Origin of the sequence: Bifidobacterium asteroides, assembly GCF_003202695.1 — a bacterium.
Taxonomy (GTDB): domain Bacteria; phylum Actinomycetota; class Actinomycetes; order Actinomycetales; family Bifidobacteriaceae; genus Bombiscardovia; species Bombiscardovia asteroides_G.
In genome coordinates this window covers 24,207-37,719 of record NZ_QGLL01000006.1, presented here as the reverse complement: position 1 = coordinate 37,719, position 13,513 = coordinate 24,207, and the positions used below count along the sequence as shown (strand labels likewise).

Annotated in this window: 11 protein-coding genes; 6 read left to right on the top strand and 5 right to left on the bottom strand. The window is 60.9% G+C overall.

Annotated elements, in window-relative coordinates; genetic code table 11:
* Nucleotides 1-4: 4 nt before the first annotated feature.
* Both DKK75_RS02140 and DKK75_RS02135 read left to right on the top strand, forming a co-directional pair.
* Entirely contained in the window at nucleotides 5-1,633 is a 1,629-nt protein-coding gene (locus DKK75_RS02140) for a phosphotransferase (RefSeq protein ID WP_110451836.1), read from the top strand.
* A gap of 88 nt (nucleotides 1,634-1,721) precedes the next feature.
* Nucleotides 1,722-1,961 carry a DUF3107 domain-containing protein gene (locus DKK75_RS02135; protein WP_110451835.1) on the top strand — a complete coding sequence of 80 codons (240 nt, stop codon included), beginning with the start codon at nucleotides 1,722-1,724 and terminating at the stop codon, nucleotides 1,959-1,961.
* Between the two features lie 64 nt (nucleotides 1,962-2,025).
* Here DKK75_RS02135 and DKK75_RS02130 read toward each other — a convergent pair whose 3' ends face one another.
* Nucleotides 2,026-2,934: a PHP domain-containing protein gene (locus DKK75_RS02130; RefSeq protein ID WP_110451834.1), complete on the bottom strand. Its 909-nt coding sequence runs from the start codon at nucleotides 2,932-2,934 to the stop codon at nucleotides 2,026-2,028.
* Between the two features lie 72 nt (nucleotides 2,935-3,006).
* Between DKK75_RS02130 and DKK75_RS02125 the strand changes: the two genes are divergently transcribed.
* Nucleotides 3,007-3,615, top strand: coding sequence for a vitamin K epoxide reductase family protein (locus DKK75_RS02125; RefSeq protein ID WP_181414418.1), 609 nt, complete (start codon nucleotides 3,007-3,009; stop codon nucleotides 3,613-3,615).
* On the opposite strand, the gene dapF is transcribed toward DKK75_RS02125, so the two are convergent.
* Nucleotides 3,616-4,581 (bottom strand): diaminopimelate epimerase, encoded by a 966-nt coding sequence (gene dapF / locus DKK75_RS02120; RefSeq protein ID WP_110451832.1) that lies wholly within the window; start codon nucleotides 4,579-4,581, stop codon nucleotides 3,616-3,618.
* Between the two features lie 67 nt (nucleotides 4,582-4,648).
* On the opposite strand from dapF, the gene murI reads away from it, so the two are divergent.
* Nucleotides 4,649-5,434 (top strand): glutamate racemase, encoded by a 786-nt coding sequence (murI, locus tag DKK75_RS02115; RefSeq protein WP_110451831.1) that lies wholly within the window; start codon nucleotides 4,649-4,651, stop codon nucleotides 5,432-5,434.
* Between the two features lie 68 nt (nucleotides 5,435-5,502).
* Nucleotides 5,503-6,354: a patatin-like phospholipase family protein gene (locus tag DKK75_RS02110; RefSeq protein ID WP_110451830.1), complete on the top strand. Its 852-nt coding sequence runs from the start codon at nucleotides 5,503-5,505 to the stop codon at nucleotides 6,352-6,354.
* Between the two features lie 57 nt (nucleotides 6,355-6,411).
* Here the strand turns inward: DKK75_RS02110 and DKK75_RS02105 are convergent, their stop codons facing one another.
* Nucleotides 6,412-7,368 carry an SPFH domain-containing protein gene (locus DKK75_RS02105; RefSeq protein ID WP_110451829.1) on the bottom strand — a complete coding sequence of 319 codons (957 nt, stop codon included), beginning with the start codon at nucleotides 7,366-7,368 and terminating at the stop codon, nucleotides 6,412-6,414.
* Nucleotides 7,369-7,535: 167 nt separating this feature from the next.
* On the opposite strand from DKK75_RS02105, the gene DKK75_RS02100 reads away from it, so the two are divergent.
* Nucleotides 7,536-8,483, top strand: a complete 948-nt coding sequence (locus DKK75_RS02100; RefSeq protein ID WP_110451828.1) for an aldo/keto reductase — start codon at nucleotides 7,536-7,538, stop codon at nucleotides 8,481-8,483.
* A gap of 105 nt (nucleotides 8,484-8,588) precedes the next feature.
* Here DKK75_RS02100 and ileS read toward each other — a convergent pair whose 3' ends face one another.
* Complete coding sequence (ileS, locus tag DKK75_RS02095; protein WP_181414417.1) at nucleotides 8,589-11,933, bottom strand: mupirocin-resistant isoleucine--tRNA ligase; 3,345 nt, start codon at nucleotides 11,931-11,933, stop codon at nucleotides 8,589-8,591.
* 274 nt (nucleotides 11,934-12,207) lie between these two features.
* Nucleotides 12,208-13,482: a glutamate-cysteine ligase family protein gene (locus tag DKK75_RS02090; RefSeq protein WP_110451827.1), complete on the bottom strand. Its 1,275-nt coding sequence runs from the start codon at nucleotides 13,480-13,482 to the stop codon at nucleotides 12,208-12,210.
* Nucleotides 13,483-13,513 lie beyond the last annotated feature (31 nt).

The window sequence follows — 13,513 nt, the reverse complement described above, 5'->3', positions numbered from 1 at the left end:
GAATGTGAGTGAACGAACGAAGCTGACCCTGGCTGCATTAGCATCGGCTGCCATGCCCGACGTTCCCATGACCGGAGCGCGAGACTGCGACCAGCTCAGCAGCCTGGACCGTGCACAGGGCGTAGACTGCGCCGTAGTCCAGGACGCGACCGGCAATGTCTACGATGTCTGGGCGACCAGCTCGGATGCCGGCAAACGTCGGCTGGGCGCTCGGGTCAAAGCAGCTCAGGCCCTGGCCGATGCCAAAGAGATTGCAGCCATGGGCTTCCGGGTCGAGCACATTCTGGCCTACCAGCCAGGCGAGCGGGACGACAGTCGGACTGGTACCACAGCCGTTGCCGTCATGACTCACTGCCCGGGCCGAATCCGTCCCCTCCATCTGCTGACCCTCAACGAATGCACCGCCGCAGGCACCGCCATCGGCGCCATCCACCGGGTGCGCTCTGATTTCCTGAAAACCTACGGCTATCCAGCCTTCTCCACTGACCAAATCGCGGCACAACTGCGAGGATGGATCAAGCGGCTGCGCATGGATGGCCATGTGCCCGAGGAAATCACTGATTCCTGGGCTTCCATCGTGGCGACCGACGGACTCTGGTCCTTCGACACCTGCACCGTGCACGGAGGATTCTCCGATGGCGATCTGCTCTACGCAGGCTCAGGACTGAGCGGGGTCTACGGATGGCAGGACATGCAGGTCAACGACCCTGCCCGCGACCTGGCCTGGATCTTCGCTAAGCTGGACGGGTCCCGCCGAAACGCAGTCATAGCGGCCTATGGCAGGATGATGGGAGCCAGGCTGGATGACCTGATCATGCTCCGAGCCAATCTCTGGCTGCAGATGGAGCAGGTGGGCGAATTCATCACCGCCTTGGACCGGGCGGACAACGAACGGATCGTCCAGTTCAAGGCCCAGGTGGAGCGTCTGGCCCAGCAGCTGGGCGATCACGAGCAGGGCCTGCGAACCCGTCATGAGCAGCAGACGCACAGTTCGTCACCCGATGGCGCACCCTCTACCATCACTGTGGGCACGCTGCTGGAGGGCGACAATTCTGAAGACCCCTCTGCAGCGAAGATACAGAAGAATCCGCAGCCAGGGCAGAACCCCGCCTCGGCAGATGCAACGGCTTCGCCCAAGGAGCCTTCCGCCGAACCGGTGGATGAAAGCTCGGTCACTATCGCCATCAGCAGGGTGGATATGGCCGACCTGGCTCAGACTCAGACTGCCATGGATCATTCTGACGCAAGGCAGAAACCCGTGAGGCAGGCCCAGAGCGCCGACATCGGCAGTGACGATCAGTCCAGACATCCAACTGTTGATCCTGTCTCCCAGCACGAAGAATCGGGCCTAAGCGATCATTTCCGCGGCATCGGCAACCCAGTCACCGGTGATGACGATATTGACCCTTCCATAGACGACCAGCCTTCGAATGCCGCTGAGGCAGGAAAGACCGCTCCCCAACCGCATGAAGCCTTGTCATCCAAAGCTCTTGCAGACGATCAGGCCGAGACCATCGTCCTCGCCAGAAAACCCTTGCCCGAGCAGACTCCTACGATCGTCACAGACGGACAGGCATCAGCGTCGCCCCCGGAGACCAATTCTTCCCAAGAGAAGCCGCTCCAGGACGCTTAGAGCGTAATCACCGGGGTCAGCGAATAATGAGACCGGAAGATCCGTAGACCGGCAGGACTGGGCAACGGAGAAAACCTTGGAGGTAGCAATGGATATCGAATTCGGCATCAAGAATGTGGCCCGCACGGTCAACTTCAGCACCAACGCCAAGGCCGACGAGGTGGCTGCCCACATCAGCCAAGCCCTGAGCCAGGGCGGACCCATCGATCTGGTGGACGACAAGGGCCGGCACATCATCGTTCCCAAGGAGTCACTGGGCTACGCAGTAGTCGGTTCAGACACCACTCATCCGGTCGGTTTCGGCGCCCTGGGAAGCTCCGCCGAATAAGGCTATGATCACCTGACGGGGGCGGCCGGATCCTTGTGGTCTGACCGCCCCCGATCCGTATTCGCTAATTCCTCCAAGCCGCAGGACGAGATCCCTGGGCCTTGTCCACGATTCGGGCCACCACCTCACCACTGGTGCTGTTCTCACCCATGCGGTTGGGCTTGCCTTGGCCGTGCCAGTCCGATCCTCCGGTCACCAGCAGTCCCCAGCGCTGGGCCAGGGCCAGCAGTCGTCGACGTTGCTCAGGCGGATTGTCTCGATGCCAGACTTCCAGGCCACCAAGCCCCTCCCTGGCCAGAGCCGCGATCTGCCGGTCGGAGAGCAGAACGGCATTGCGGCTGACGGCACCAGGGTGGGCGATGATCAGGACGCCGCCTGCATGGTTGACCGCTTCCAGCACCTGGTGAGTGGTCGGCGAGGGCGTAGGCAGGTAATAAGCGCTTTTGGAGGAGCAGACTCCTGCGAAGGCCTGGCTTCGGTCGCCATAGATACCGGCTTTGACCAGGGCATCGGCGATATGCGGACGGCCCACCGTGGTCTTCGACCCCTCCTTGACCTGATCCAGCACATCCTGCCAAGTGATGGGATAATCCTGAGATATCCGCTCGACCATGGTCCTTGTCCTGGTCAGTCTGGCTTCCCTGGTCTTGGCGAAGAGCCCGGCAATGACCGGATCCTTCGGATCGTAGAGATAGGCCAGCATGTGGACCGAGACACGGCCATCCTGCGCGGTGATCTCGGTACCCGGCAGCAGGGGCATTCCCAAGTCGTGCGCAGCCTGTCGAGCCTGGTCCCAGCCCGCGTTGGTGTCATGGTCGGTGATGGCCAGACCCTCCAGTCCCTGCTGCTGCGCCTGCTCGACCATCCTTCGAGGCGTCTCGGTGCCGTCTGAGAACACGGTATGGCAGTGCAGGTCCCATCCGGCCCCGACTCCAAACGGACTGGAGACCGTGGCAGTATCCTCATGCGTCATACCTCCATCCTAAACTCGTGAACGCGTTCCAGTCCCAGAACAACCCCTCCAATCATCGAGGTGATGGACCCCATGAGCGAACAGACCTCTTCATCGCTTTCCAGCTATGTGATTGCTGCCTTGGCATCGTTCATGGCACTCTATGCCAGTCTGGTCCTATCTGCGGAAACCCTGCAGCTGGCACGTCACCCCCAAGGCCAGCTGAGCTGCGACATCAACTCGGTGGTCTCCTGCTCAGCCGTGGCCCAGTCGCCCCAGGCAGAGCTGATTCGTCTGGGCACCCTGCCGGTTCCCAATGCCTTCCTAGGACTGATAGCCGAATCCGTCTTCCTGACGTTGGCTGTAGTGGGCATGTGCCGAATCAAGATGCCCGCACTGCTGGCGGCAGGGACCTGGCTGGCCTCGCTTGCCGCCCTGGCCTATGCGCTCTGGCTGTTCACCCAGTCGCTCTTCGTCATCCACGCCCTCTGCCCCTGGTGCCTGGTCATGACCTTCTCCACCAGCTTGCAGTTCATGGCGTTCAGCCATGCCACAGTGGTTCAGCAGGGTCTGCCGCGCAAGAGGCCAGGATGGCTTCAGACCTACTACCAGCGGCATTTCGATCTGATGGTTGATCTAATCTGGCTGGTTGTCCTGGCAACCATCGTCCTCGCTGTTGAAGGCTCCGCCCTCTTCGGCTGATCAACAGCCGGGAACATTCTCCAGAGTCAGACGGGCTACCATTCTGGCCGGTCCGGTCAGCCACACATCCTGCGAATCCACGTCCACCTTCAGACGGCCCCCGCCTACCTGTATGGACCAGTGATCGGCTCCGGTCAGTGCTCGCAGCAGTACGCCGCTGGCGCACAGACCTGTCCCACAGGACAAAGTCTCTCCGACTCCACGCTCATAGACCCTCATGGTAGCCCGACCGCTGCCATTCTCGGCATCCAGGGCATCCAGACGTAGGAACTCCACATTCTGCCCCTCGGCGAGTCCGGGGCTGACCCGTGGCGAAGCAGACAGGTCCAGATCGCCCGGGTCCGGCAGATCAGTCCTGGACAGCAGGTCAGTCACGGTTCCCGGCAGCCCTCTGGCCTCCAATTCAGCAGCGACTGAGGTCAGAACGACTACATGCGGATTGCCCATATCCACCATGGTGCCAGGAGCCGAGCCTGATAGGTCCCCGCCATCGACCAGCTGTTCCCCTACCGATTCCATCCGCCAGGTTCCGACCTTGACCTTGAACACATGTTCGCCATCGCTCTTCATCGGACCGTGCGAAACGATCCGCTTGACCCCGGCTCGGGTCCCCAGCAGGAAGGAGGAACCCTCCATGGTCGGCGTCAGTCCCTGCTTCTGAGCGAAGAGGGTGACGGCCCGCGTCCCGTTGCCGCACATCTGGGCCAGTGATCCGTCCGCGTTGCGGTAGTCCATGAACCACTGGCAGCCGAAACGGTCGCAGGCATCCACCTGCTCTTGATTCAGGTCGCTGACATCGGCCGGGTGAGTCAGCCGGATGACCCCGTCAGCGCCGACCCCGAAATGCCGGTCGCACAGCCATCGCACTTGGTCGCCGGTGGGTTCCAGATTCCCCCGGGGATCGGCGTAGACCACGAAATCGTTGCCAGTGGCTTGCATTTTGTAAACAGTCCGGGGAATACTCATGCTTGTAGCGTACGGCCTTTCGGCGACAGGCTAGGCTGGTTGTTCGGCTGTGAAAGGAGCAGATCACATGGGATCAGATGCACCGATCGGGATCTTCGACTCCGGGCTCGGCGGTCTGAGCGTCACTGCGGCAATCCAGAACCTTCTGCCCCAGGAAAATCTGCTCTACTTCGGCGACTCCGCCTATGCCCCCTACGGCACCAAGAAGCCGGACCAGATTGCCCAGCGCTGTCAAATTATCGGCGACCGATTCATGGACCAGGGCGTCAAAGCCATGGTCATTGCCTGCAACACCGCCACCAGCGTCTGCGTGGATGCGATGCGCCGACGCTACCCTGTGCCGGTCATCGGCATGGAGCCGGCCTTGAAACTAGCCTGCACACGAGGCGGAGGCCGACCCCAACGAGTTCTGGTCACGGCCACCCCGCTGACCTTGAAGGAGTCCAAGTTTTCCCAATTGATGGCACGGTTCTCCGGCAAGCACACCATCCTCACCCAGCCCTGCCCAGATCTGGTGACCATTGTGGAGTCTGACAGGCTGAATGACCAGCCCCTAGTCGATGCCACCCTGCACCGTTATTTGGATCCCTATGATCTGCAGACTTTGGATGCGTTGGTCCTGGGCTGCACCCACTTTGTCTTCTTCCGACAGCCCATCGCCCGAATCTGCCCGCCAAGCCTGGCCTTGATCGACGGCAACCCTGGAACGGCTCGCCACCTCAAGGATCTGCTGGCCCAAGACGATGCCCTCAACCAGGACCCTGGTCCCGGAAGGGTACAGATCGCCAATTCCGATCCCTCACTGGCCATCCTGGATCTGTCCAAGCGGCTTCTAGCCTCCTGCCGCCCCTGAGCAGCTTGTCCAACGTTCACGCATAAGCTGTCATCAAGCGCAGATTTCTGTCAGGAAACGAGGTGCCCATGGCACGCAAACGAACAGCTGTCATCGACGTAGGTGGAGGCTACCGATCCATCTTTGGAGCCGGAGTCTTCGACCGCTGCATGGAGCAGGGCATCACCTTCGATCACTGTTACGGAGTCTCGGCCGGCAGCGCCAATCTGGCCTCTTTTCTATCAGGCCAGCTCAGGCGCTGCTACCGCTTCTACACCGTCTACTCTTCCCGCAAGGAGTACGCGAGTGTGAGCAACTTCCTGACCAAGCGCACCTTCGTCGATCTGGACTACGTCTATGGCAAACTGTCAGCCCATAATGGGGAATGCCCGCTGGACTACCCTGCTTTGAAGGCTAATCCTGCCCTATTCACCATTGTGGCCTGCAACGCCACTGACGGATCCACCGCTTACTTCGACAAGTCAGACCTGGCCCAGGACAACTATGACGTCCTCAAGGCCTCATCCACTGTTCCGGTGGCCAATAAGCCCTACATGATCGATGGCGTGCCCTACCTGGACGGCGGAATCGCCGATCCAGTCCCCATCCGCAAGGCCCTGGACGAGGGCTATGAGCGCATCGTTCTGGTCCTGACACGGCAGAGGGATATTCTGCGCGAGCAGAAGAAGGATGTCCTGCCGGCCCGAATCCTGGCCAAGACCTATCCGGCGGCCGCCGAGCGTCTGATGGAGCGCTATCGCACCTACAACGACGAGGTGGCCCTGGCCAAACAGGCCGAGAAGGAGGGCCAGGTACTCATCCTGGCCCCGGACAGTCTGTGCGGGCTGACCACGCTCAGCAAGTCACTCAAGGGACTCAATGCCATGTACGACAAGGGCTATCGGGCAGCCGAGGCTATAAACGACTTCCTGAAAGGCTGAATCCCGCCGGGCCTGCCATGTAAACGGCGCCTGTCTTCGGCTTCTTCTATTGAAACCTTAGAGAACCGATGCCTCGGTCCCGCCCCCTGGCTGTGTATACCTGCTGCTGTCTTGGGGATTCTTGCTGTCCTGGCTGCTCTGAGCGGTCATCAGTGCAGCGGTCATCTGGTTGAAGAGATCGTTGTACCCGCCGGGGGTCGCCGCAGGCAGAACCAGGGTCTTGGCATTGCTGGAATCGGCCAGCGAGCGCATCACATCCAGATACTGATTGAAGAGGACTACATTGTTGACGGCATCGATATCCATGCCCACAGCCCGCAGGCTGTTAATCTGGTCCACAATGCCGTTGGCGATCTCCCGGCGGTAATTAGCCTGACCCTCGCCCTGCATCCTGGTCTTCTCGGCATCCGCCCTGGCCTGGGTCTCGATTTCGATCCTGCGGGCCGCGGCACGCTCCTTGGTGGCCTCCTTCTCACGCTGAGCCGCGTTGATGGAGTCCATGGCCTGCTTGACCTGGCCGGAGGGATCGATGGCGGTGACCAGGGTCTTGATGACCGAGAACCCGAAGCGCTGCATCTCCTGGCCCACAGTCTTCTGCACATCGGAGGCGATGTCGTCCTTGCGGGCGAAGGCGTCATCCAGACTCAGGGCCGGAATGGCCGACCTGAGGGCGTCCTCCATGTAGGAGCGCAACTGGCCCTCCGGGTTGACCAGCTCGTAGTAGGCCGTAGCCACATTGGCCGCCTCCACACGGAACTGTGCAGAGACCTCCACCATGACGAAGACGTTGTCCTTGGTCTTGGTCTCCAGCTTGACGTTGAGCTGGTCGACCCGCAGGTTGGTTCTGGTGGCTACCCGGTCCACCAAAGGGATCTTGATATGGATGCCTGCCAGGGCCACCCGTTGGTACTTGCCGAAGCGCTCAATGACGTATGCCTTTTGCTGGGGCACTACGAAGATCCCCATGAGGAAGATGACCAGCAGGATGGCCAAAATGACAACGCCTAAACTCATAAGTGTTCTCCTTCGAGCTTAAAACCTTTGAATTCCGGACCTGCAAATCGCTGCATTCCGGCCTTTTCCATCATGACCATACATGATGAACCCGACTAAATAATCCCTTCTGACGATAAAGCGGTAATAGACTCGGCTTAATAAGACTTCAAACCGAAAGGATGAACATGGCAAAACTACGCGGCATCGATGCCGAAATCTTCCCCTTGGTTCTGGGCGGCAACACCTTCGGATGGACCAGCGACGAATCCGAATCCGACCGGGTTCTGGACGCATACTCGCAAGCCGGAGGCAACCTGATCGATACAGCTGACGTCTACTCGGCCTGGGCTCCCGGACATTCCGGCGGCGAGTCCGAGATCGTCCTAGGACGATGGCTGGCCAAGAACGGCAACCGCAGCAAAGTCCTGGTAGCCACCAAGGTCAGTCAGCACCCGCAGTACTCCGGTCTTTCGGCCAAGAACATAGAGGCCGCCGCCGACGCATCCCTGCTCAGGCTGGGCCTGGATGTGATCGACCTCTACTACGCCCACTTCGACGACAGCTCCACCCCCTTGGAGGAGACCGCTGAAGCCTTCGACAAGCTGGTCAAGGAGGGCAAGGTCCGGGCCATCGGCCTGTCAAACTACACCCCGGAGCGGATCCGCGAATGGTTCAGCATCGCACGCAAGGAGGGCCTGACCCTGCCGGTGGCTCTGGAACCCCAGTACAACCTGGTATACCGCAAGACCTATGAGGATGGCCTTATGCAGGTTGCCAAGGACGAGGATCTGGCGGTCTTCCCCTACTTCTCACTGGCCTCAGGCTTCCTGACAGGCAAGTACCGGACCATGGGCGACCTCAAGGGCAAGCAGCGCGAGGGTATGGTCAAGGACTTCTTCACCCAGGAGGGGCTGGACGTGGTCGCCGCTATGGACGGCATCGCCAAGACCCATGGAGTCGAACTGGCCACCGTAGCACTGGCCTGGCTCAACCAAAGGCCTGGTATCGCGGCCCCCATTGCCTCTGCGCGCACTCCTGAGCAGCTGCCGGCTCTCCTGGCCGCTGCTCATCTGGAACTGAGCGATCAGGATATGCAGACCCTGGATCAGGTCAGCGACAAGGTCAAGGGCTGATCAACAGCCGGCACGGCAGCTCAGATGTCAGTACACGGCTAAGCGCAGGCATAGGAAAAGGGCTTCCATCTGATACAGGATGGAAGCCCTTTTGTCTAACTACGATCAAGGCTTGACCAGATCGATCCTAGGCTGGTCCAGATCGCCGGCATGGACGGTCAGGCTGGTCGCCAGGGTCTCGCGAGCGATCAGATCGCTGAACTGCTGAGCCTTGGGGACATCCTCCTCGGGCAGGGTCAGGGTCAGCTGGATCCGGTCAGCGATGTCCAGGCCAGCGGTCTTCCGAGCATCCTGAACCTGGCGGATCAGATCCCTGGCATAGCCCTCGGCCAGAAGGTCGTCGTCCAGCTGAGTATCGAGGATGACGAAACCGCCGGTGGGCAGAGCCGCAGAAGCCGACCGATCGGCCTGGGAGCCGTCCTCCTGTTCGATCCGGTTGTCCAGCTCGTATTCGCCGGGTTCCAGGGCCACAAGTCCATCAGGAGTGGTGACGACCACGTGCCCGTCCTGCTCGGACCAGTCGCCCTGCTTGGAGGACCGGATGACGAACTGGACCTGCCTGCCCAGCCGAGGTCCGGCGGCACGGGCATTGACCTTGAGATCATGGATGATTCGCAGGCCGTGCTGACCGGCCTGATCCAGGGTGCAGAATTCCACATCCTTGATGTTCAGCTCGGACTTGAGCACGTCCACATAGGGGCTGGCTGCATCGGGGTCACGGACCACCACGGTCAACCGGGACAAGGGCTGACGGACGCGAATCTGCTCGGCCTTGCGCAGGGCCAGAGTGGCTGAAACCACCTCGCGGACCTTCTCCATAGCGGCTACCAAGGCAGGATCGTCACGCAGGACCTGTCCTAGTTCGGTCTCCTGCCCGGTGGCCTCATCGGCCAGGAAGGGCCAGTCGGCCAGATGGACCGACTCCCCACCGGTCAGCCCACGCCAGATCTGCTCGGCTTCCATGGGCGCCAGCGGGGCCAGAACTCGGGCGAAGGCCTCCAGGACCGTGTAGAGCGTGTCGAAGGCCTGGTGGTCCTCGCCCCAGAAGCGGTCGCGGTTGTTGCGGATGTACCAATTGGTCAGCACATCGATGAAGTCGGTCACCGCATCGCAGGCATCCGAGATGGCGAAGTCGTCCAGGGCCTTCTGCACCGACCAGATCAGCCGACGGGTCCGTGCCAGCAGGAAGCGGTCCATCTCCGGCAGGTCGCCCACACGGTCCGGCGTTAGCGCCTGGGCCTGGTAGCCGGCGCCCTTGTTGGCCGCATTGGCGTAAAGCGTGTAGAAGTAGTAGGAACTCCAGACCGGCAGCATGACCTGACGGACCGTGTCGCGGATGCCCTCGGCAGTGACGACCAGGTTGCCGCCGCGCAGAATGGAAGAGCTCATCAGGAACCACCGCATGGCATCGGATCCGTACTTGTCGAAGACCTCGTTCACATCCGGATAGTTGCGCAGGTGCTTGCTCATCTTCTGGCCGTCGGAACCCAGGACGATGCCATGGCAGATCACGTTCTTGAAGGCCGGCCGGTCGAAGAGGGCCGTGGACATGATGTGCATGGTGTAGAACCAGCCCCGGGTCTGGCCGATGTACTCGACCACAAAATCACAGGGATCCCTATCCTCGAAGTACTGCTTGTTTTCGAAGGGGTAGTGGAACTGTGCGAAGGGCATGGAGCCCGACTCGAACCAGCAGTCCAGCACATCGCTGATCCTGTGCATGGTGGACTTGCCGGTCGGATCATCAGGGTTGGGCCTGGTCAGCTGATCGATCCAGGGCCGATGCATGTTGATCTGCCCCTTGTCATCGGTCGGGTAGCGGCCGAAGTCCTTCTTGAGCTCATCCAAGGAACCGTAGACATCCACCCGAGGGTGCTTGGGATCATCCGAGACCCAGACCGGGATGGGCGAGCCCCAGAACCTATTGCGGGAGATGGACCAGTCGCGGGCATTGGCCAGCCACTTGCCGAACTGGCCGTCCTTGACATTCTCAGGGATCCAGTTGATCTGCTGGTTGAGGGCCAACAGACGGTCCTTGATCTTGGTCACGGAGACGAACCAGCTGGAAACCGGCTTGTAGATCAGCGGGGTGCCGCAACGCCAGCAGTGGGGGTAGGAGTGGACATAGCTCTTCTCCTGGAAAAGGAGGGCACGATGCTCGGCAGGGATCTGTGCCAGGGGGCCGTCGCCTGCGCGCAGGTTGCGGACGATGGGCATATTGGCATCGAAGGCCTGCAGGCCCTGGTAATCAGGGCACTGCTCGGTGAAGACGGCGCCCGCATCAAGCACGTCCACGCTGCGAATGCCTTTGGCGTTCAGGGTGTTCATATCGTCCTCGCCGTAGGGAGCCTGGTGGACCAGGCCGGTGCCCTCCACGGTGTCGACATAGTCGGCCGTGTAAATGGTATAGGCATTGGGACCGGGAGTGCCACCCTCGGATTCAGCCTGCCCTCCAGCGAAGTAGGGGAAGACCGGCCAGTATCGCCATCCCTCCATCTCTGACCCCTTGAGGGTGCGAACTACCTGGTAGTCCTCCCCCAGCTGCTTGGCGTAGTCGCCCAGACGGGCCGTGGCGATGTAGAAACGCTTGCCCGCGAAGGGCCCCGATACCGGACTGACCTCCGAGTACTCGATGTCAGCGCCGACCACGATGGCCAGGTTGGTGGGGACGGTCCAAGGGGTAGTGGTCCAGAAGACCGCATAGGCATCCTCGTCTCTGAGTTTGACGGCCACGGAGACGGTGGTGTCCTGCCGATCCTGGTAGACATCGGCATCCATGCGAAGCTCATGGTTGGACAGCGGGGTCTGATCCTTCCAACAGTAGGGCAGCACCCGATACCCCTCGTAAGCTAGGCCCTTCTCGTAGAGGGTCTTGAATGCCCACATCACCGACTCCATATAGGGGACATTCAGGGTCTTGTACCCATGGTCGAAATCCACCCAGCGAGCCTGACGGTGGACGTAGTCCTTCCACTCGCTGGTGTACTTGAGCACAGAAGCGCGGCAGGCGTCATTGAACTTCTCGATGCCCATCTGCTCGATCTGATCCACGCTGTCGATGCCAAGCTCGCGCTGGGCCTCCAGCTCGGCGGGCAGACCGTGGGTGTCCCAGCCGAAGACCCTATTGACCTTGTGGCCCTTCATGGTCTGGTAGCGGGGAATGACATCCTTGACATAGCCGGTCAGCAGGTGTCCGTAGTGGGGCAGGCCGTTGGCGAAGGGCGGGCCATCGAAGAAGACGAACTCATTGTCTGCGTGATCGCCGGAAGGGCGGCGATCCACCGACTTGTTAAAGGTGTCGTCCTGATCCCAGTAGTCCAGAACGGACTCCTCCATGTGGGGGAAGGAGGGGTTGGGCGTCACCTTGGCCAGAGCCGGGTCCACCACCGCCTTGGGATAGACTTCGCCATCCTGACTTGTCGCATCTGGGGTATCAGTGGTCTGATTCACCGTTCACGCTCCTCGCTGGTCGTTCATGTCGCCATGCCGAGGACGAGGGACCATGGGGCCCACCGCGGTACCACCTCGCTTGCCCGGCCAATGACCTACGCCGGACCGCTTGAACTGGGCTATGCGGGCCCACCCGTCGGTTCTACTGAGGATCGCTGCAAGCGAGCCCGTTCTTCCGAGGGCTCCCCGCTGATAACGGATCAAGGCCCATTGGTGAACAGATTATACCATCCTCAGGAAACCGGTATCGTCCGTTCGCATAACGAAATAGTCGTCAGGACTGGAAGAGATCAGGATGGCGTGGATCGCCCGGAAGACCGTCCAGAGTGTCCTCTGCGCCCAAGGCCTGCCTCCAGAAATCCAAGGAATGGCCATAGGGGCTGGCCTGTCCGCCACGAACCTGCAGGTCGGCCTTGGCCTGGAGCACATCCTCCTCGCTCACCCCGTCCAGGAGCCCGACAAGTCTGGCGAATCGATCCGAGTCATAGAAGATGCCGCCGACGACCTCCAGAAGTCGGCTGGCACGTTTCATGGGCAGAGAATCCCAGTGTCTGAGCTCGATGTAGTTCTTCAGCCGAACATCATTAAAATGCGTGGTCAGAATGTGGGCTATCTCGGCATCATTGAGCCGCCGATCAGGATAAATCTCTCCGGCGTTCTCATGCCAGGCTATGAAGACCTGCTGCCCCTGTGGTCCATCCACCTCAGGGGTGTGGGAGACATCGGCCACCATGAGCGGGGTGGAGAGCATGTCCACGGCATAGTTCTCCCAACCGAAGCCATCCTCAAACAGCCCCGGGATCAGGCCTGTGCGCTGGGTGTCAAGCCAGTCCCAGATCCGCTGGCGCCGCAGGGGCATGCGGTTGCGTCTTCCCTCGAAGATCGGAGTGTTGCGGAAGCAGTAGGCCAGAATGGGACCGATGGCCGTGCCTAGACGGATCTTGGCGATGGCATCGTCCTCGTCCTGGTAGTCGATGCTGATCTGGGTGGAGGCGGTGCTGCGCATCATCATGGGTCCGCACTGGCCTATGCGGCCCAGATAGGTGTTCATGACCGCATAGCGCTCCTTGGGATTGACGCTCACGTCCGCGTAGGACCCAGCCGGGCGGTACCCGTACTCGACCAAGCGAAACCCGAGCCGCTCGGCGATGGGATCGACATCGGCACGGAAGCGTCGGTAGAGGTCCTCGAATTCACGACTGTCCCGCACCAGGCCAAGGGAACACTCCACCTGGCTTCCGGGCTCCAGCGAGACCACGCAGCCAGGACGACTCAGTCCGACCAGATGACCGTCCTCACGATATTCTGCATCGCCGTCGTAGCAGGGCTCCAAGGCAGACAACAGAGCCTCGATGCCCCGCTCCCCTTCATAGGGAACCGGAGCATCGGACCCATCGTTGCGGATTGGCAGATGTTCGATCTCAATACCGAACCGCCACTGGGACCGCGGTTTGGATCCGCGTGTGAAGTAGTCAACCAGGCTGGCCACATGCCGAGGATTGGGGACCGTCAACAGGTGCGCATACCCAGCGCCTACGCTTTTCCTCATGCTGTCATCGTAGGAGCGGGCGCAGCCCCTA

Excerpts from the sequence above, each read along its gene's own strand:
- DKK75_RS02135 (WP_110451835.1), top strand. The coding sequence starts at position 1,722 with ATGGATATCGAATTCGGCATCAAGAATGTGGCCCGCACGGTCAACTTC.
- DKK75_RS02130 (WP_110451834.1), bottom strand. The coding sequence starts at position 2,934 with ATGACGCATGAGGATACTGCCACGGTCTCCAGTCCGTTTGGAGTCGGG.
- DKK75_RS02125 (WP_181414418.1), top strand. The coding sequence starts at position 3,007 with ATGAGCGAACAGACCTCTTCATCGCTTTCCAGCTATGTGATTGCTGCC.
- dapF (WP_110451832.1), bottom strand. The coding sequence starts at position 4,581 with ATGAGTATTCCCCGGACTGTTTACAAAATGCAAGCCACTGGCAACGAT.
- murI (WP_110451831.1), top strand. The coding sequence starts at position 4,649 with ATGGGATCAGATGCACCGATCGGGATCTTCGACTCCGGGCTCGGCGGT.
- DKK75_RS02110 (WP_110451830.1), top strand. The coding sequence starts at position 5,503 with ATGGCACGCAAACGAACAGCTGTCATCGACGTAGGTGGAGGCTACCGA.
- DKK75_RS02105 (WP_110451829.1), bottom strand. The coding sequence starts at position 7,368 with ATGAGTTTAGGCGTTGTCATTTTGGCCATCCTGCTGGTCATCTTCCTC.
- DKK75_RS02100 (WP_110451828.1), top strand. The coding sequence starts at position 7,536 with ATGGCAAAACTACGCGGCATCGATGCCGAAATCTTCCCCTTGGTTCTG.
- DKK75_RS02090 (WP_110451827.1), bottom strand. The coding sequence starts at position 13,482 with ATGAGGAAAAGCGTAGGCGCTGGGTATGCGCACCTGTTGACGGTCCCC.